The 16,777-nt window shown below is 67.7% G+C and carries 22 protein-coding genes; 11 read left to right on the top strand and 11 right to left on the bottom strand.

Annotation, left to right across the window (positions count from 1 at the left end):
- Positions 1-57 precede the first annotated feature (57 nt).
- The 7 genes from F3087_RS26385 to F3087_RS26350 form a co-directional block, all read right to left on the bottom strand.
- On the bottom strand, positions 58-1,137 hold the full coding sequence (locus tag F3087_RS26385; RefSeq protein WP_150404702.1) for a sensor histidine kinase: 1,080 nt from the start codon (positions 1,135-1,137) through the stop codon (positions 58-60).
- Entirely contained in the window at positions 1,124-1,834 is a 711-nt protein-coding gene (locus tag F3087_RS26380) for a response regulator transcription factor (protein ID WP_150404701.1), read from the bottom strand. Before F3087_RS26380 ends, F3087_RS26385 begins: the two co-directional genes overlap by 14 nt.
- Positions 1,835-2,093: 259 nt before the next feature.
- The gene (locus F3087_RS26375) at positions 2,094-2,492 is read right to left on the bottom strand and encodes a hypothetical protein (protein WP_223885347.1); all 399 of its coding nucleotides are present in this window, start codon (positions 2,490-2,492) and stop codon (positions 2,094-2,096) included.
- Positions 2,493-2,988: 496 nt separating this feature from the next.
- Positions 2,989-3,774, bottom strand: coding sequence for an RNA polymerase sigma factor SigF (locus tag F3087_RS26365; RefSeq protein ID WP_150404699.1), 786 nt, complete (start codon positions 3,772-3,774; stop codon positions 2,989-2,991).
- Positions 3,764-4,195 (bottom strand): ATP-binding protein, encoded by a 432-nt coding sequence (locus F3087_RS26360; RefSeq protein WP_191094143.1) that lies wholly within the window; start codon positions 4,193-4,195, stop codon positions 3,764-3,766. The genes F3087_RS26365 and F3087_RS26360 overlap by 11 nt, the downstream gene beginning before the upstream one ends.
- Before the next feature lie 177 nt (positions 4,196-4,372).
- The gene (locus tag F3087_RS26355; RefSeq protein WP_150404870.1) at positions 4,373-5,047 is read right to left on the bottom strand and encodes a PAS and ANTAR domain-containing protein; all 675 of its coding nucleotides are present in this window, start codon (positions 5,045-5,047) and stop codon (positions 4,373-4,375) included.
- A 100-nt stretch (positions 5,048-5,147) separates the two neighbouring features.
- Positions 5,148-5,561, bottom strand: coding sequence for an STAS domain-containing protein (locus F3087_RS26350; RefSeq protein ID WP_150404698.1), 414 nt, complete (start codon positions 5,559-5,561; stop codon positions 5,148-5,150).
- Positions 5,562-5,831: 270 nt separating this feature from the next.
- On the opposite strand from F3087_RS26350, the gene F3087_RS46075 reads away from it, so the two are divergent.
- Together F3087_RS46075 and F3087_RS26345 are read left to right on the top strand one after the other, a co-directional pair.
- On the top strand, positions 5,832-5,975 hold the full coding sequence (locus tag F3087_RS46075) for a hypothetical protein (protein ID WP_191094142.1): 144 nt from the start codon (positions 5,832-5,834) through the stop codon (positions 5,973-5,975).
- 160 nt (positions 5,976-6,135) lie between these two features.
- Entirely contained in the window at positions 6,136-7,356 is a 1,221-nt protein-coding gene (locus F3087_RS26345; RefSeq protein ID WP_191094141.1) for a glycosyltransferase, read from the top strand.
- Between the two features lie 4 nt (positions 7,357-7,360).
- Here the strand turns inward: F3087_RS26345 and F3087_RS26340 are convergent, their stop codons facing one another.
- Positions 7,361-7,864 (bottom strand): DUF6328 family protein, encoded by a 504-nt coding sequence (locus F3087_RS26340; RefSeq protein WP_150404697.1) that lies wholly within the window; start codon positions 7,862-7,864, stop codon positions 7,361-7,363.
- Positions 7,865-8,013: 149 nt separating this feature from the next.
- Between F3087_RS26340 and F3087_RS26335 the strand changes: the two genes are divergently transcribed.
- From F3087_RS26335 to F3087_RS26310, 6 genes are all read left to right on the top strand, one after another.
- The gene (locus F3087_RS26335) at positions 8,014-8,733 is read left to right on the top strand and encodes a metallophosphoesterase family protein (protein ID WP_150404696.1); all 720 of its coding nucleotides are present in this window, start codon (positions 8,014-8,016) and stop codon (positions 8,731-8,733) included.
- A gap of 134 nt (positions 8,734-8,867) precedes the next feature.
- The gene (locus F3087_RS26330) at positions 8,868-9,842 is read left to right on the top strand and encodes a glycosyltransferase family 9 protein (RefSeq protein ID WP_150404695.1); all 975 of its coding nucleotides are present in this window, start codon (positions 8,868-8,870) and stop codon (positions 9,840-9,842) included.
- Between the two features lie 65 nt (positions 9,843-9,907).
- On the top strand, positions 9,908-10,249 hold the full coding sequence (locus F3087_RS26325; RefSeq protein WP_150404694.1) for a hypothetical protein: 342 nt from the start codon (positions 9,908-9,910) through the stop codon (positions 10,247-10,249).
- A 1-nt stretch (position 10,250) separates the two neighbouring features.
- Positions 10,251-10,712 (top strand): hypothetical protein, encoded by a 462-nt coding sequence (locus tag F3087_RS26320; protein WP_150404693.1) that lies wholly within the window; start codon positions 10,251-10,253, stop codon positions 10,710-10,712.
- 4 nt (positions 10,713-10,716) lie between these two features.
- On the top strand, positions 10,717-11,034 hold the full coding sequence (locus F3087_RS26315; protein WP_150404692.1) for a hypothetical protein: 318 nt from the start codon (positions 10,717-10,719) through the stop codon (positions 11,032-11,034).
- A gap of 8 nt (positions 11,035-11,042) precedes the next feature.
- The gene (locus tag F3087_RS26310; protein ID WP_150404691.1) at positions 11,043-11,252 is read left to right on the top strand and encodes a hypothetical protein; all 210 of its coding nucleotides are present in this window, start codon (positions 11,043-11,045) and stop codon (positions 11,250-11,252) included.
- Here F3087_RS26310 and F3087_RS26305 read toward each other — a convergent pair.
- Positions 11,242-12,315 carry a DmpA family aminopeptidase gene (locus F3087_RS26305; RefSeq protein ID WP_150404690.1) on the bottom strand — a complete coding sequence of 358 codons (1,074 nt, stop codon included), beginning with the start codon at positions 12,313-12,315 and terminating at the stop codon, positions 11,242-11,244. The genes F3087_RS26310 and F3087_RS26305 overlap by 11 nt on opposite strands.
- Positions 12,316-12,431: 116 nt before the next feature.
- Here F3087_RS26305 and F3087_RS26300 point away from each other — a divergent pair, with 116 nt between their 5' ends.
- Positions 12,432-13,940: an FAD-dependent oxidoreductase gene (locus F3087_RS26300; RefSeq protein WP_191094140.1), complete on the top strand. Its 1,509-nt coding sequence runs from the start codon at positions 12,432-12,434 to the stop codon at positions 13,938-13,940.
- 54 nt (positions 13,941-13,994) lie between these two features.
- Here the strand turns inward: F3087_RS26300 and F3087_RS26295 are convergent, their stop codons facing one another.
- A complete protein-coding gene (locus F3087_RS26295; protein WP_223885346.1) occupies positions 13,995-14,522 on the bottom strand; it encodes an AAA family ATPase in 528 nt (175 codons plus the stop codon).
- A 97-nt stretch (positions 14,523-14,619) separates the two neighbouring features.
- Between F3087_RS26295 and F3087_RS26290 the strand changes: the two genes are divergently transcribed.
- Positions 14,620-15,009: a VOC family protein gene (locus F3087_RS26290; RefSeq protein ID WP_150404688.1), complete on the top strand. Its 390-nt coding sequence runs from the start codon at positions 14,620-14,622 to the stop codon at positions 15,007-15,009.
- Between the two features lie 46 nt (positions 15,010-15,055).
- Entirely contained in the window at positions 15,056-15,508 is a 453-nt protein-coding gene (locus tag F3087_RS26285; RefSeq protein ID WP_150404687.1) for a VOC family protein, read from the top strand.
- Positions 15,509-15,511: 3 nt separating this feature from the next.
- Here F3087_RS26285 and F3087_RS26280 read toward each other — a convergent pair whose 3' ends face one another.
- The gene (locus F3087_RS26280) at positions 15,512-16,690 is read right to left on the bottom strand and encodes an acyl-CoA dehydrogenase family protein (protein WP_150404686.1); all 1,179 of its coding nucleotides are present in this window, start codon (positions 16,688-16,690) and stop codon (positions 15,512-15,514) included.
- Between the last annotated feature and the right edge of the window lie 87 nt (positions 16,691-16,777).

Below are 16,777 nucleotides of genomic sequence, written 5' to 3'. Positions count from 1 at the left end.
TTATCCAGGCTTACGAATCAACGTTGAGGTGACCTGGTCGACTTCATTACGGTCGTGTTACGACTCGATTGCGTCGATCCCCGGCAAGGTGACGACGAACCGGGCGCCGCCGCCCGGACGGTCGGCACAGGCGACCCGGCCGCCGTGCTTGACCACGGTCTCGGTCACCAGCGCGAGCCCGATGCCGGTGCCGGTCGCCGAGCGCCGGCCGCTGCGGGCGGTCGCGAAACGTTCGAAGATGCGGACCCGGTCCGGGGCCGGCACGCCCGGACCCGCGTCGTCCACCACGATCACGGCCGCGCCGCCTGCGCGGTCGGCCCGCACCGCGACGACACCGCCGCCGTGCAGATCGGCATTGCGCAGCAGGTTGCCCACCGCGCGTTCCAGCTCCAGTTTGCGGCCGCGCACCACGACGTCCTCGTCGACGGTCAACAGTTCCGGTGCATACCGTCGCTCAGCGAGGGTGTGCCGCAACAGATCTCGCACCGACAGCGGCTCCATGTCGCCGCGATGCATGCCCGCCTCGACCCGCGCCAAGGCCAGCAGATCGTCGAGCAGCCGGCGCAGATGATCCACCTCGGCGGTGACCAGCCCCAGCGCGCGCTGCGAACGTTCCGGCAGATCCGCGCGATGCCGGTTTAGCACGTCCACGCTGGCCGTCAAAGTGGTGAGCGGCGTACGCAATTCATGACTGACATCGCCGAACAGGCGATGCTCGCGTTCGATCCGGCGTTGCAGCGAATCGACCATGCTGTTGAACGACTCCACCGTGGTGGCGAGGTCCTGATCGCGGGTCGCGGACAGCCGCAAATCCAGGTCGCCGGAAGCGATCCGGGCCGCGGCCCCGGCCAGCTGATGCAACGGCGTCAGCACCCGCCGGCTCGCCCACCAGCCCACCGCGGCGCCGATCAGCGTCACCACCACGGCGCAACCGATCAGCACATTGCGCAGCAGGTTCAGGTTGGATTGCAGATCGGTGCCGCCGGCCTGCGCGTGTTCGAGATAACTGCGGCTGATGGTGAACACCGACACGACGAGCACCAGCGACATGAGCGCGGCGATCGCCGCGGACATGGCCGTCACCCGGCCGCGCAGGCTCCAGCGTTTCGGATCGAACCAGCGCTCAGCGCTGGACATCGAGTCGGTAGCCGAGCCCGCGCACGGTCACCACGATATGCGGATCGGACGGGTCCCGTTCGATCTTGGTGCGCAGCCTGCGCAGATGCACGTCGACGATCCGCTCGTCGCCGAAAAACCCTTGGTCCCAAACACGTTCGAGCAGCACGGTGCGGCTGAGCACCCGCCCCGGCGCCTCGGCCAGCTCACACAGCAACCGGAATTCGGTGAGCGTGAGCCGGATCTCGTCGTCGCCGCGGCGGACCACGCCGGCGTCCGGCGCGAGCACCAGCGGGGCGACCGGGTCGGCGTCGAGTACCATCTCCTGCGGCGCGTCCCGCTCGACCGTGGGCCGGGCCCGGCGGCGCACGGCACGCATGCGCGCGGTGATCTCCTTGATCTCGAACGGTTTCGTCACGAAATCGTCCGCGCCGGCCTCCAGCGCGGCGACCACATCGTGGGTATCGTCGCGGGCACTGACCACGATGATCGGCACATCGTGCTCGCGGCGGATCTCCCGGATGCAGTCGAACCCGTCCATCCCGCCGAGCATCAGATCGACGATCATCACATCGGGAACACCATTGCTGCGCAGATGGGTGAGCGCGTCTTCGGCCTCCTCGGCCTCTTCGACGTCGTAGCCTTCGTCCTCCATGGCGAGCCGAAGCGCACCACGGACCCGGTCGTCATCCTCAACGATCATCAGGTTCGCGCTCAAATACCCATCCTTCGCAGACACGCAGACGCACGTCGCATACGGAAATTCGCATCCCCATACCGACGCGACATTCCGCTGTTCGAGCCACCATGACGATCTTCCAAGTACCCGAACAAACCGTTCGGTAAACGTAAACTGGACGCTCGATCAAGAGCCTGGCTCGTCACAACCACCCTGTACCCATCCACACCGTTATGCAACCGTTACGTGACCCCTGACACATCGAGGCCATGGGGTGTTCACCTGGTTGCCGCGATGCTCAGGACGCCGGGCGCTCCAGCCGGTTGAAATTGCTCGGCGTCCCGTCCGGGCGCCGATCCTGGTAGCGGAAATGCAGGTGCCGCTCGTCGAAGGTGGCGAACCACTCGTCCCAGTCCACCGGTCGCAGCACAGCGCCGCCGTAACCGGGAAAATCGAAGCGCAGCACCCGAAGATGCCCGTCGTCCTCGCTGCCCGGCATGGTCGCGGGACGAGCGCCACGACGCTCCGCCCACTGCCGGATGATGTCGTGATTCTGGGTGACGCGAGTGCGCTCCACGTTCGCGGCGCGGGTGCGGGCCATCCGCTCTGGGGACGGCATCTCCTGCGCGTATTTCGGCGACCTCGAGCTCCCCGATCCGGCGTACGGATTCCGGGTGCCTAGTCGGTGTTCGTTCATAAACGAGCTCCTGAGCCGTCGGCATCGTATGTCCGGTTCCCTTTTTGGTACCCGGCGCCAACTTCGCGCAAACCGCTTCTGCGGCGCTCCGCCCGCCGAAACGGGCATACGCGGCCCGAAAAGCGCTGACCGGCATTGTGTCTGTGAGTGGAGTCACGGATGACTGCGTGGTTACCGCGGCCGATTCAGCCGGTCGCGGGTGGGTAACCCGGCCCCGAGGAGGAATGCAGATGACCAGTCCAGTGTCACCCGACCCGAGCCCGGTTCCACCGACCCCGAATCCGGACCCCAGCCCCATCCCACCGGTACCGGGTCCCGATCCGGCCCCCGCGCCGCCGAACCCGGTGCCGCCGGTTCCCGGGCCAGATCCAGCCCCGGCTCCGCCGAACCCCGGCGGGCCGCGGCCGATCCCACCGGTCCGGGAGCCGGGCGGGCCGTTCCCGCCGACCGAGCCGGTTCCACCGAATCCGCTTTGATCGCGGGCAGTTTCCGGCTCTCAGTCGCGTAATGCCTGTTCGCGCAACTCATTCAGGGTGCGCGAAAGAATCCGCGAAACGTGCATCTGGGAGACGCCCAGCACGTCCGCGATCTGCGTCTGCGTCTTGTTCTCGAAGAAGCGCATGATCAGCACCTGACGCTCCCGCTCGGGCAGCTCTTCGATCAAGGGACGAACGGCGAGGAAGTCCTCCACCAGATGATAGGAGGGCTCCTCTGCCCCAAGGCTTTCCAGCAGCGGCAGCGGCGCGTTCTCGATATCGTCGCCGGCCACCGCGTCGAGAGACGAGGACTGATAGGCGTTGCCTGCGATCAGCGCCTGGGTGACCTCCACCAGGTCGACGTCGAGCTCCTCGGCGATCTCCCTGGCCCGCGGCATCCGGCCGAGCCGCTGCGAGAGCGCCTCCACCGTCGCACCGATGCTGAGCTGAATCTCCTTGGTACGCCGCGGAACTCGCACCGACCAGGTGTTGTCCCGGAAGTGCCTGCGCACCTCGCCCATGATGGTCGGCACCGCGAACGCCAGGAACGACGAGCCACGGGTGACGTCGAATCGGTCCGTGGCCTGCACCAGACCGAGCCGCGCGACCTGGAGCAGATCGTCGAAATTCTCTCCGCGCCCGGCGAATTTACGCGCGATGTGCTCGGCGAGCGGCAGACACCGCTGGATCAGCTCCTCGCGCATCGGGTCCCGGCGCGGGTCGTCCTCCCCCAGCGCGGCGATCTTCTCGAACAGCGGCTCGATATTGTCGTAACTGTCGCCGCGTGATCTCGATTCACCGGCCATCCGAAGCCCCTCGTATCCAACTGAAGTCGACGACAGTCGGATACCCGGATAGGACACCGTCGAACGGGGCTTGCGCGGCGGCGATGGAATGGGTCAGCGTGCGCACGATATGCCAGCCGAAACCCGCCTGGCCCACCACCGATTCCGAGGTGGCCACCGAGGCGACATGCACGAACATCTGGTTCGTGTCGTAGGTGAATTCGCACTCCACACCGGTGCCGGGCACCGCGTCCAGAATCAGCGAGGTGGCGACCTCGTCGAGCGCGAGCCGGATATCGGTGACCTCGTCCAGCGCGAAATCGGCGATGAGCGCGACGGTCTCCGCGAGCGCGCGCAGCATGGTCAGCTGTTCCAGCCGCGCGGGGATTCGGACACCGATTGTTGTTGTTTCCGTTGAGGATCGGGAAGTCCATTCCCCCATGCCCATCACCACCTTGCTCTCGCCGCCATACCCTGGATCGGTCGATCCGATCGCCGATCCGAGTTCTTCCGGGCCGCCCGCTGCCCAGCACCGCGACCGGCCAGAACTCGGTGGTCGCAGCGCTCCTCATCGCTACCGTCGTACCCGCCGCGATGCCCCCGAAACGTCTGCGCGAGATCAGCTCACGTCGATCCGCTCATGCGCGGTCAGCAGCAAATGGTCGAACCGAGTGCGCAGGCCGACGGTCGAACCGGTCAGTGAGCCGAGGTCGGCGACCAGGCGTGAGGCCAGGGTGCGCAGCTTGATGTTGGTCTCCTGCGAGCGCCAGCTGAGCACCCGGAAGGCCTGCTCCGAGCTGACCCCGTAGACCAGCATGACCGCGCCCTTGGCCTGCTCGATCACCGCACGGGAGGCCCACAGTTCGGGCAGCGCGTCGTCGAGGGCTTCCTGCCGGTGGTGCTCGAGCGTGTCGGTGACGTCGATGTAGTAGCCGGCGGTGCCCGCGACCTGGCGGTCGTCGTCGAAGAGGTGATCGGCGACCACGATGACGTGGTGGATCTCGCCGGCCGTGTCGATTATCCGATGCCGACTGGAAAAAGGCTCACCGTCATTGATGGATTTGGCCAATGCGTTGGCCACCTGGGCGCGATCGTCGGGGTGCTTGTGCGTCAGTAGCAGATCGGTGGTCGGCACCACGCTTCCCGGCGAATAGCCGTGCATCGTGGCGACCTCGTCCGACCATTCCCAACGCTGATCGGCGAACCAGAAACGAAAACTGCCGACACTCTGTGGTGTCCCTAATCCGATCACCCGGTCCAGCGCGAGCGAATCCTCGGGCTGGACCGGCCCCATTTCAGTCACAGCGCCAAGTATCCGTCGTCGGTGCACGCCACGCGACCAGATCGGCGTGCGCCACGCCGGAACCGGCGTCGCTGACGAAATCCGTTGTTCCTCAGGTATCCAGCGCTGCGCGCATCGTCGGATAGTGGCTGAACAGCGGTCGTACACCGGACACCTCGAGCGACCGTTCGATCGGCTGCCGACCGGCCACGATACGCACATCGGTGCCGCCGCACGCGGCCCGCTGCCGGACCGCGCCCAACGCGCCGGCGGCCCGGAGGCTCAGGAATCTCGCCGCCCGCAGATCGATAACGACAGCGCGACAGTTCGACCGAACCGCCCGTTCGACCGTGGCGAAGAATTGCGGAGACGCGGCCGCATCCAATTCACCTTCGACGCGGACCACCACGCATTCACTGCGGCGATCGACGCGTTGCGCCCAGGCGTGGCTATCGCGGGGCTTCGGCCCCGAGCCGTTCAGGTGCACACCTTCGGCGTGCTCGTACAGAGCAGAACTAGCGGACATAACTGAACCTCCCGCATAAGGGGAAACAATCCGACGCGACAGGTTCGGCCGATGCAGAATGGGGAGCGGACAACGGTTACAACACTGCGGATATAATGCCGCTACGATTCCCATCGACCGGTTTCGGCGGGTATGGAACGCCCAAACGTCGAACCGGGTTCGGCTGTAGTCTCAACCTCCCTACAGTGTTGCACGGCCGGTCACCGATGTCACAAAGTCATCGGACACCTGGCCTCGGTTGTCGATCTTACGACTGGGTATGCCACTTGTATGGACCCCGACCCGAGCACGAGCACCGAGCGGCCGACCAACCACCTGTTCTCCGGGAACAGTCCCGCCGCGATGATCGCGACGATGCTGCTGGTGGTCGTGTGCACTGCGGTCGCGATCGGGATCGTCGTGTCGACGATCTGACCGCGTTCCGTATTGCCAAGCGGAGTCCCGGGTTTCGTTCCCGCCCGCACGGGCATATCTGGGGCATACCCGAATTCAACACATGTCACGCGATGCCTGGTCGCGGGCACCGTGCAGCGCCGCCGTGTGCCCGTCACCTGTGGTGAGAACGGAGCACATCGTGAAGATTGCCATGGTTTCCGAGCACGCCAGCCCGCTCGATGCGCTCGGCGGGACCACCGCGACCGGCCAGCACGTCCACGTTGCGGAGCTGGCCGCGGCGTATGCGCGCCGTGGACACGACGTCACCGTGTACACCCGCCGGGAGAATCCGAACGTCCCGGCAGAGGTGCTCGCCGATGCGGGCTATCGCGTGGTGCATGTGACCGCAGGTCCGGTCGAGCCACTGCCGCGTGACCAAAGTTTGCCGTTCCTAGGCGATTTCGGCACGTTCCTGCAACGCCGATGGGGCCTGGACACCCCGGACATCGTGCACGCGCACTTCTGGATGTCCGGGCTCGCAGCGGAATTGGCCGCTCGCGCGCACGGGATTCCGGTGGTGGTCACCTTCCACGCACTAGGCACCGTGCGCCGCCGGCATCAAGGTCTCGCCGATACCAGCCCGCGCTCGCGCATCCGGTTCGAGCGGCTGATCGCCGGGCGCGCGGCCCATATCGTCGCCACCAGTTCGGACGAGGTGATGGAGCTGACCCGCATGGGCGTTCCCCGCTTCCGCATCTCCACCGTGCCCAGCGGGGTGGACCTGTCCGCCTTCACGCCCGAGGGCCCGGCCGCCGAGCGCGGCCAGCGGCAACGGATGCACCGCGTGCTGTCGGTCGGAAGATTGGTGCCGCGCAAGGGATTCGACGTCGCGATCCAGGCGTTGCCGGAACTGCCGGACACCGAGCTGGTCATCGCCGGCGGACCGGTCGGCGACGACATCGAGGACGACAGCGAAGGCAGGCGGCTGCGCCGGCTGGCGCTGGATTACGGTGTGCAGGACCGGCTTCGGATGCTCGGCCACGTCCGCCGCGCCGAACTGCCGCGCTGGTATCGATCGGCGGATGTGGTGCTGTGCACGCCTCAGTACGAGCCGTTCGGCATGGTCCCCCTGGAAGCGATGGCCTGCCGGAAACCGGTGGTGGCCACCGCGGTCGGCGGCCAGCTCGACACCATTGTCGACGGCGTCACCGGCCGGCTCGTCGCGCCGCCCGATCCGCTCACCGTGGCCAGGGCGGTCCGCCAGCTCCTCGAAGACCGGACCCTGCGCGAAACCTGGGGCGCGGCAGGCTATCAGCGCGCCGCGAGCCGCTACGCCTGGGACCACGTCGCCCTCGAAACGCTGACGGCCTACCACCGCGCCGCGCCCGCCCATGCGGGAGAGGTGGTTTCGGCCCGCTGACCCGTCAGCGATCCCTCGCCGGTTCGCTCGAGCCACGCCAGAACCACGGCGCGAGCAGCCATGCCACCAGGAACAACACCGCGATCGTCACTCCCGCGATCACCCCGCCGACGGTCCCGGCGACCATGCTCACCACCAGCACCATCGCCCCGGTCAACGCGATGCCGAGCAGAGCAATGCCCGCCATCGCGCACCGGTGCGCCGCGGCGACCACATTGCCGAGCCGATGCCGCCGGAACAGGATCCGATGCCAGGACACCGGTGCGACCAGGAACACCGTCGCGCCGATCGCGGCACAGAGGGTGATCAGATACAGCACCCGCAACGGATGCGACAGCGTCGCGAACGACGCCTGGAACGGCACGATCAGCAGCGCCGAGATCAGGAACTGCACCCCGGTCTGCACCACCCGCAGCTCCTGGATGAGTGTGCTCCAATTGCGGTCCAGCCGTTCGGTTCCGGTCTCGCCGCGCACATCCTGATTCCAGGTTTCGTCACCGCCGGGCATTGTCTGTTCCTGTCTGTCCGCGTTCACTCGGGCACCGGGCCGAATACCCGGTCGGGCGACGATTAACCAGGTCACCGCCGGGTATCACCGCAGTGCGTGCCCGGACGCAGGCGTCCAGTCCCATCGAAAACGGAGAGAGTTGAAGCCTCATGCGGATCGCGGCGATCGGCGATGTCCATTTCGGTACCGAGTCCACCGGTCAGTTGCGGCCGGAGCTGCGCGAACTGCCCGAGCGGGCGGACGCGCTGCTACTGGCGGGCGACCTGACCAACCACGGCACCCTGGACGAGGCACACGTGGTGGCGGCCGAATTCAGCGATCTCGGCGTGCCGGTGGTCGCGGTGCTCGGCAACCACGATCATCACCACGACATCGACGTCGATATCGCGAAACTCCTGACCGATCACGGCATCACCGTCCTGGAGGGCACCTCGGTCACGCTCGAGATCAACGGCCGAACCCTCGGAGTGGCCGGCACCAAGGGTTTCGGCGGCGGCTTCGAGGGTCGGTGCGCGGGCGTCTTCGGCGAACGCCTGATGCGCGAATTCGCCGGACACACAATGGATCTGGCGGCATCGCTGGGTTCCGCGCTGGCCGAACTGTCCACCGACGTCACCATCGCGCTCACCCACTACTCCCCCGTCACCGACACCCTGCTCGGCGAGCCGGCCGAGCTCTACCCGTTCCTCGGCTCCTACCTGCTCGGCGAGGCGATCGACGAGTTCGGCGCCGACCTGGCGGTGCACGGGCACGCGCACTCGGGCAGCGAGCACGGGACGACCCCGGGCGGCGTCCCGGTCCGCAATGTCGCCCAGCCCGTCATCCAGGCCGCGTACCGAGTCTACGAATTGCAGCCCGCCGCCGCCTGATCCGCCAATGATGGAGAGTGCACGTTTCGGATTTCGCGACACGGGCACCCGCCCGCTATGGATGCTCCGACGACTGAACCTACCGGGGCGGCCTGGCCGCGCACCCTCGCCGCGCACCGAACGTTGCCTGCCCGATGACCGGCCATGTGCTGGTAGCCCGCTTGGACAGCGCGGGTGATGTCCTGCTCGCCGGCCCCGCCGTGCGCTCGGTAGCCCGCCGCGCCGAGACGGTCACCTTCCTCGCCGGACCGCGCGGCAGTTCCGCCGCGGCGCTGCTCCCCGGCGTGGACCGGGTGCTGCAATTCGAGGCGGCCTGGGTCGAAGCCGATCCGCCCCCGCTGACCAGCGCGGCGGTCCGTGCCCTGGTCGAGTGCGTGCGGATGCTCGAGCCGGACGAGGCGATCATCAGCACCTCGGCGCACCAATCCCCGCTGCCGTTGGCCATGTTGCTCCGGATGGCGGGCGTGCCGCGGATCAGCGCGATCACCACCGACGAGGCCGGCGCGCTGCTCGATGTCCGGCATCGCGTGAACGACGATATGCCGGAACAGATTCGGGCGTTGTCACTGGCCGTGGCGGCCGGTTATCCGCCCGTCGCGCCGCGCCTGCGGGTCCGCCGGGATCTCCCCGAGGTCGCCGAATTGACCGGCGGCCCAGGCTATGTCGTGCTGCATCCCGGCGCCGCCGAGCCGAGCCGGCGCATGTCCGCGCCGCGCAGCAGGCAGGTCGCCGCCGCGCTGGCCGACGCCGGTCACCGGGTGGTGGTCACCGGCAGCGTGGCCGAGCGGGCGCTCACCGACGCGGTCGCCGACGGGCACGCCCGCGACCTCGGCGGGGCCACCGACCTGGCCTGCTTCGCCGCCGTGCTGCGCGACGCCGACGCGGTGGTCGCGCCGAACACCGGCGCCGCCCCGCTGGCCGCGGCGGTCGCGACGCCCGTCGTCTCGCTGTTCGCGCCGGTCGTCCCGGCCCGGCGCTGGGCGCCCTACGGCGTGCCCACCATCGTGCTCGGCGATCAGAGCGCGCCCTGCGGACGGCACGGCCTCGACGCCATTCCGGACATCGCCATCGTCTCGGCCACCGAACAGGTGCTGCGCGCCACCGATTGAGCCGCCGCGGCCCGGGTATGCGATCGAATGCCCCCGTTTCGGTGGTTGGACCAGAAAGGATCCCTATGCTTCCCGGACCGAATGAATCGACCACGGGACACAGCGGTGCCGAGCACCACGGCGACCCCGACGACAATTTTCCGGACTACACCCGGACCTCGCGGGCCCATGTCGGTGAATCCATCGAGGACGCGCGCAACTGGCCGGGCATCATTCTGGTCGCGCTCGGCCTGGTCGGTCTCGGCCTGACACTCACCGCGGCCGGATACGGCTTCGGTGGCTGGGCGATCATCGGCGCGATCGCGACCGTGGCGTTGATCGTCGTCGGCGTGCTCCTGGTCGTGCTCGAGCATCGTCGGCTGAAGAACCGTGAGGGCTTGAGCCTCACCGATCAGGCAGGTCATTGAGATGACCCGAGATCGCCATCGGCCGGTGCTGCGCGCGCTGCTGATCGCCGGCGCGCTCGCCGCCGCCCCGCTGGTCGCCGCCTGTTCTGCCGATGACAAGGACCCGGCGGCCCCGGCCACCGGGTCCAACACCACGGTCCTGTTCTCCATGCCGTCGACGACGGCGCAGGTACCCAACCCTGACGGCCAGATCTCCAGCGCCGCGGCGAAACAGCTGTGCGACATGATGCGCCCGGATCTGGACAAGTGGCGCACCGAGGGCGCGGCCCTGGGCCGGGTGGCGTTCAACGGGACCGTGCACAACTGGGCGGCCCGCAACGGCGGACTCAACGACACCGTGCTCAGAGACCGCGGCGTCGTCGACCAGATCACCACGCAGAACTGCCCCGATGTGCGCCGGCAGGCGCTCGAGGCGCTCGACACGTCAGATCTCGCCAGTGCTCTAGTCGGATTCGGAGGCTGATTCAATGTTCAAGACCGCCAAGTTCTTCGTGTTCGTGATCGCCGCGGCGTTCTTCGTCGGCGGCTGCGGCGACGAGCCGGAAAAGCTGGTCAACAAGGGCGGCAACACGCCGTGCAACGAGTTCTCCGCCCAGGACCCGGACAAGCAGCGGATCACCGTGACCAAGTTCCTCGAGCAGGAACGCAACGGCGACGCGCCGCCCACCCAGGATCGGACCGTGGACGCGGCGATCGCGTCGATCAAGCTGATGTGCGCGGCGCAGGCGAACCCGGACACCCCGATCAACAAGGCCGATCTGACCGGAATCCTGGTCCCGAAGTAGGCGAAGACATGACTACTCGTCATCAGCGAAACATCGTGGAACTCCTTGTTCTGCAACACAATCGGATGCGCGAACTGCTCGACGACCTGCAATCCACCGCGGGACCGGAGCGCAGGGAGTCGTTCGAGGAGTTCGGGCGCTGGCTTGCCGTGCACGAGGCCACCGAGGCGGAACTGATCCAGGGTGACTTCCGGCGGGAGACCGCCGCTACCTGGTGAGCACCTCCGCCACCCGGTCCACCGGCAGCGCCGGTGAGCGATGGCCGTTGCGGCCGATCATCGTCTCACCGGCGAACAACACGTTGACCACCGCTTCCTCCACCACCTGGACGACCGCGTCGTAGAACGGGTTGAGCTGACCCCACGGGATGAAAGTCAGCTGCTCGTAAGGGGTTTCACCGTTCGGGAAGTAGCTGGTGAGCGCGCCCTCGTTGGCGGTGGAGAAGGCGAGGAAGATGTCGCCGGAGAAGTGCGAGCCGCTGGTTCCGGTGCGGGCCAGGCCGAGCGGCACCCGGCGGGTCATGGCGGTCAATTGCCCGGGCAGCAGCGGCGCGTCGGTCGCGATGACCACGATGACCGAGCCGGAGCCCGCCGGTGCGGCCCACTCGCCCAGCGGATCATCCTCGGCGAGCAGGGTGCCGAGCGGGACGCCGCGGATCGTCAGTTCCTTGCGGGAGCCGAAATTCGCCTGCACGAAAGCGCCGACGGTATAGCTGTCGCTGCCGTAATCGACTCGGCGCGAAGCGGTTCCGCTGCCGCCCTTGAAGCCGTAGCAGTTCATTCCGGTGCCGCCGCCGACGCTGCCCTCGGCGATCCGGCCACCCGTCGCGGCGTCGATCGCGGCGACCGCGTCCGCGGACGTGACGTGAGATCCGTTGATGTCGTTGAGATATCCGTCCCAGGTCTCCGCGACGACCGGCAGCGCCCAGTCGTCCGGCAGCTCGGGGAACGCGCCGACCAGCCAGTCGATGATCCCGCGATGGCAGGTACCGACCGCGTGCGTATTGGTGACGAGCACGGGCAGCGCCAGCGAGCCGGTTTCGGTGAGCCAGGTGGTTCCGGTCATCTCGCCGTTGCCGTTGAGCGAATACCAGCCCGCCGCACAGGGAGTGAACACCCGCTCGCGTCCGCGCGGCAGGATCGCCGTGACGCCGGTGCGTACGTCGTCGCCGCGGATGAGGGTGGTGTAGCCGACCTCGACCCCGGGAACGTCGGTAATCGCATTCAATTCCGCGGTGGCTCCAGGGAATTGCAGCCCATACTCCCTTGCGCGCACATTCATGGGATGATCTTAGGCAAGGAAACGACCTTTCGCTCGGTAACTTTCCGGTCCGGCGGCCCGATTTCCGTACAACAACCGGCGGGTTTGCCGATCGGTACACCGGCTATGCCGGGGTTATGACGTCACTATGGTTGAACGACGCAGAGGTCCCGGCACGTCTGCGATTAACGCCAGGATCGCGCTTCGACACCGTCGTGATCGGCGGCGGTCTCACCGGTTTGGTGACCGCGTTGCTCTTGGCCGAGAGTGGCGTCGAAGTCGCGGTGGTCGAAGGCCGGCGGGTCGGCGCGGGCACCACCGGCGCCACGACCGGAAAAGTCAGTCTGCTGCAAGGAACTCGGGCCCAGCAGATCCGGCGGCGGCACAGTGCCGGTGTGCTGCGCGATTATGTCGCGGCGAATCGCGAAGCGCAGCAATGGTTATTGCGGTTCTGCGCGGAGCACGGGGTCGCGGTGCAGCACGCGGCCGCGCTCACCTACGCGCAATCGAGAGCCGAAATCGGAAAGGTGCGTGCGGAATTCGACGCGACACAGGCGGCGGGATTACCCACCGAACTCGTCGACGAGCTGGACGTGCCGTTTCCCGCCTTCGGCGCCGTGCGATTGGCCGATCAGGCGCAACTCGACCCGATGGCCGTCTTGGCCGCGCTCGCCGTCGAGGTCGAATCGCACGCGGCGCCGATCTACGAGTCGACCATGGTGCGCGGGGTGCGCGGCGGGCTGAACGGCGACCTCACCGTCGAAACCGACCACGGCGATCTCGGCGCCGGCACCGTCATCGTGGCCACGGGCACACCGATACTCGATCGCGGCGGGTTCTTCGCCCGGCTCACCGCCCAGCGCTCCTACCTGGCCGCCTTCCGGCTGGACGAGCCGATGCCGCGCGACATGTACCTCAGCGCGGGGCAGCCCACCCGTTCGCTGCGCTACGCGCCGACGCCGGACGGCGACGTGCTGCTCGTCGGCGGCAACGGGCACGTCGTCGGGCGCACCCGATCGGAGCGCAAGAAGGCCGACGAGCTGCTGAGCTGGGCGCAAACCTGGTTCCCCACAGCCGAACTCATGCAGGAGTGGTCGGCGCAGGACTACTCGCCGGTCGGCGAACTCCCCTACGCCGGCCCGCTGCTGCCCGGGCAGAACAACATCCTGCTCGGCACCGGATACGCGAAATGGGGCCTCACCAACGGTGTCGCCGCCGCCTTGGCGCTGGCCGGGCGCATCACCGGCAAGTCGCCGAATTGGGCGGGCGCACTGGCCAGTTGGCGGCCGGACGAGCTGAAGGCGCTGCCGTCCGCCGCCCTCTCGAACAGCGCTGTCGCCCAACGGCTCACGACCGGCTGGCTGCGCATGGCCACCCACTCCGCCGCCCAGATCCCCGCGGAAGGATGCGGCACCGTGCAGCGACATGGCCTGCGCCCCACCGCGACCAGCACGGTCGACGGCACCACCACCGAAGTGTCCGCCGTCTGCCCGCACCTCTACGGCATCGTCCGCTGGAACGATGCCGAACGCTCCTGGGACTGCCCGCTGCACGGTTCCCGTTTCGCCGCCGACGGCACCCTCCTCGAAGGACCGGCCACCGAGCCGCTCGCCCCGCTCAGCCCGCCACAGCCGCTCGTGCCATAGCAAGTTCCTGCCGGTGGCGCATCACCACTGAACGGCCGGGAGATCCGCGCGGGGTCACTGGGTCAGTGGCTCCGCGCGGGTCAGTATCTCGTCGACGGTCTGCCGCACGGTGAGATACGAAGTGTCGAGCCACAATCCGATGCGCGGGGTGCTCTGCCACAGATCCGCGTCCAGCTCGGCGACGGTGAACGTGCCGTAGGCGGACTTGTTCCGCGCCGCCTCCCGCGCCGCGACGACTTCCGGCCGCGGCGCGAGCACCACCACATACAGCGGCCGGGTCGCGATCTGATCGATGGTGTACTGCAACAACTCGCCGAGCACGGTGTCCTGGAGAACCGTCGTAAACCCCTCCGCCGCATAGGCATCGGCGGCGTTCGCGGCCAGCCGATGCCGCAACGCCAGCTGCCGCAGCGCCTCCTGCGACGGCTCCCGGCTCATCTCCTCGCGGCCCCCGACCACGAACCGCCGGAACGTATCCCCGCGCACATGCGCCGACCGCGGCAACCGCTCGGCCAGCGCCTGCGCCACCGTCGACTTCCCGGCCGCCTGAATGCCGGAGATGAGGTAGACCGAAGGTGTCATGGCGATCATGATTGCACCCGGTGCAAGCGAATGTCAGCTGAGCACCGAAGCGGCTGCGTTCCAACGGACCCGGCGCGCGGTACCTACTATGGCGGGCATGCTGACCAACGCCCGGTTCGAAGCCCGCATCCCCACCCAGGATCTGGCCAGGGCGCGCCGCTGGTATGCCGAGAAGCTCGGGCTCGAACCCGTCGAGGAGCGCGAAGGCGGCCTCCGTTACGAGAGCGAGACGGGTGTCTTCTGCCTGTTCTCCTCGGCGGGCGCGGCCGATGGTTCGTTCACCCAGATGGGTTTCTACGTAGACGATATCGAGTCCGCGGTGGCCGGCCTTCGCGCGCGCGGCGTCGTCTTCGAGGAGTACGACGGCGCCGTGAACGGCATCATGGACGTCGAGGGCAACTATCCCAGCAAGGGACGTGGCGAGCGGGCCGCCTGGTTCCGCGACAGCGAGGGCAACATGCTCGGCCTCGCCGAAGTCATCCGCTAGCCGGCCAGGCATGGCCAGGTTGAACGAGCCGAGAAGGAGACCCCCTGTGGCAGTTGATCCGATTCCCGCTGGGCAGCACAGTCTGACCGCGTATCTGGCCGTCGCGGATGCGCGAGCCGCCATCCAGTTCTACAAGGACGCGTTCGAGGCGGTCGAGATCTATGTCGGGGAGTCGCCGGGCGGGCGGATCGATCACGCGGAGTTGAAGATCGGCGACTCGTCGCTGGTTCTCACCGAACCCACCGAAGGCAATCCGCTTGTGCTCCAGACCGGAACGTCCGTCGGCCTCAAGCTTTATCTCGCCGATGTCGACAAGAGCTTCGGCAGAGCGCTGGAACTCGGTGCCCGCCAATTCAGTCCGGTCAAGGACCTGTTCTACGGCGACCGCAGCGGAACCCTCACCGATCCGTTCGGCCACGTCTGGATCGTCTGCACCCGCGTCGAAAACCTGACCCTCGAGGAGATCCAGGAGCGCGCCAAGAAGTTGTACGGCGGGTAGGAGTCAGATCATCGCGCGGTGGATTCCCTGCGGTTCGCCGCCGAGCTGGGTCAGGGCCGAGGAGTGGAAGATCGAGCCCGGCACGTGGATCGCGTGCGACAGGCCCGCGTGCGCGTCCCGCCAGAACCGTTGCAGCGGTGTCTTCATCTGCAACGCACCGCCGCCCGAGCGCGCGAAGATCTCGTCCACCGCCCGCACGACCCGCCAGGCGGCGGCGGTCTGCGTGCGCCGGCCGATCGCGCGCAGTTCGAAACCGACCTCCGCGCCCCGGTCGACCATGTCCCAGAACCGATCCACGGTCTCCAGGATCGCCGCCCGCGACGCCGCGATCTCCGCGGCGGCGTCACCGATCGCGTACAGCACATACGGGTCGTCCTTGATCGGGACGCCGGTGATCGCCACCCGCGATTTCTGCGCCGCGATATGACAGGCCAACGCGCCCTCGGCAATTCCGATCAGCGACGAGGTGATGCCGAGCGGGAAAATGCACGAGAACGGAAAGTTGTAGAGCGTCTCCGTGCGCCCCGCCGCTTTCGGCGCTGAACCGTCGAACACCTTCGCCGCATCCAGCGTCCGATACGCAGGCACGAACGCGTCCTTGACGATCAGATCCTTGCTGCCGGTCCCCCGCAACCCGACGACATCCCAACTGTCCTGATCGATCTCGTAATCGCTGCGCGGCAACAGCACATGCATCGTCCGCGGCGGCATCACCCGTTTGCCCTGCTCGTCCCCGAGCGCCGCCCCGATCATCACCCACCGGCAATGATCGGTCCCCGACGAAAACGACCACCGCCCGCTGAGCAGATACCCGCCCTCCACCGGCCGCGCCACCCCCATCGGCGCATACGGCGAAGCCATCCAGGTGTCCGGATCCTCTCCCCACACCTCGTCCTGCGCCTTCGCATCGAAAAACGCCAACTCCCACGGATGCACCCCCACGATCCCGGTCACCCACCCCGCGGCCCCATCCATCGCCCCCACCGCCATGGTCGTCTCCGCGAATTCCCGCGGATGCACCTCGAGCCCCCCGTACTTCTTCGGTTGCAACATCCGGATCGCACCGGACTCCCGCAACCGCCCCGCCGAGGTATCGGACAACCGCATCAGCTTGTCGCCCACCACCCCCTCGGCCCGGATCTCGTCCGCATACTGCTCGATCCGATCCAAAACCCGCGCCATGCCATTCCCCGTTCCTGCGGCCATACCCCAAACTAGAACACGTTCCAGTCTTGCCGCGGCAAAACGGCCCGAACAGTGGGACTATCA

The organism is Nocardia colli (assembly GCF_008704205.1).
GTDB classification, from domain to species: Bacteria; Actinomycetota; Actinomycetes; order Mycobacteriales; family Mycobacteriaceae; genus Nocardia; species Nocardia colli.
This window is presented reverse-complemented; position numbering and strand designations above follow the sequence as displayed.

Excerpts from the sequence above, each read along its gene's own strand:
- F3087_RS26385 (WP_150404702.1), bottom strand. The coding sequence starts at position 1,137 with ATGTCCAGCGCTGAGCGCTGGTTCGATCCGAAACGCTGGAGCCTGCGC.
- F3087_RS26375 (WP_223885347.1), bottom strand. The coding sequence starts at position 2,492 with ATGAACGAACACCGACTAGGCACCCGGAATCCGTACGCCGGATCGGGG.
- F3087_RS26365 (WP_150404699.1), bottom strand. The coding sequence starts at position 3,774 with ATGGCCGGTGAATCGAGATCACGCGGCGACAGTTACGACAATATCGAG.
- F3087_RS26360 (WP_191094143.1), bottom strand. The coding sequence starts at position 4,195 with ATGGGGGAATGGACTTCCCGATCCTCAACGGAAACAACAACAATCGGT.
- F3087_RS26355 (WP_150404870.1), bottom strand. The coding sequence starts at position 5,047 with ATGGGGCCGGTCCAGCCCGAGGATTCGCTCGCGCTGGACCGGGTGATC.
- F3087_RS26350 (WP_150404698.1), bottom strand. The coding sequence starts at position 5,561 with ATGTCCGCTAGTTCTGCTCTGTACGAGCACGCCGAAGGTGTGCACCTG.
- F3087_RS46075 (WP_191094142.1), top strand. The coding sequence starts at position 5,832 with ATGGACCCCGACCCGAGCACGAGCACCGAGCGGCCGACCAACCACCTG.
- F3087_RS26340 (WP_150404697.1), bottom strand. The coding sequence starts at position 7,864 with ATGCCCGGCGGTGACGAAACCTGGAATCAGGATGTGCGCGGCGAGACC.
- F3087_RS26335 (WP_150404696.1), top strand. The coding sequence starts at position 8,014 with ATGCGGATCGCGGCGATCGGCGATGTCCATTTCGGTACCGAGTCCACC.
- F3087_RS26330 (WP_150404695.1), top strand. The coding sequence starts at position 8,868 with ATGACCGGCCATGTGCTGGTAGCCCGCTTGGACAGCGCGGGTGATGTC.
- F3087_RS26325 (WP_150404694.1), top strand. The coding sequence starts at position 9,908 with ATGCTTCCCGGACCGAATGAATCGACCACGGGACACAGCGGTGCCGAG.
- F3087_RS26320 (WP_150404693.1), top strand. The coding sequence starts at position 10,251 with ATGACCCGAGATCGCCATCGGCCGGTGCTGCGCGCGCTGCTGATCGCC.
- F3087_RS26315 (WP_150404692.1), top strand. The coding sequence starts at position 10,717 with ATGTTCAAGACCGCCAAGTTCTTCGTGTTCGTGATCGCCGCGGCGTTC.
- F3087_RS26310 (WP_150404691.1), top strand. The coding sequence starts at position 11,043 with ATGACTACTCGTCATCAGCGAAACATCGTGGAACTCCTTGTTCTGCAA.
- F3087_RS26305 (WP_150404690.1), bottom strand. The coding sequence starts at position 12,315 with ATGAATGTGCGCGCAAGGGAGTATGGGCTGCAATTCCCTGGAGCCACC.
- F3087_RS26300 (WP_191094140.1), top strand. The coding sequence starts at position 12,432 with ATGACGTCACTATGGTTGAACGACGCAGAGGTCCCGGCACGTCTGCGA.
- F3087_RS26295 (WP_223885346.1), bottom strand. The coding sequence starts at position 14,522 with ATGACACCTTCGGTCTACCTCATCTCCGGCATTCAGGCGGCCGGGAAG.
- F3087_RS26290 (WP_150404688.1), top strand. The coding sequence starts at position 14,620 with ATGCTGACCAACGCCCGGTTCGAAGCCCGCATCCCCACCCAGGATCTG.
- F3087_RS26280 (WP_150404686.1), bottom strand. The coding sequence starts at position 16,690 with ATGGCGCGGGTTTTGGATCGGATCGAGCAGTATGCGGACGAGATCCGG.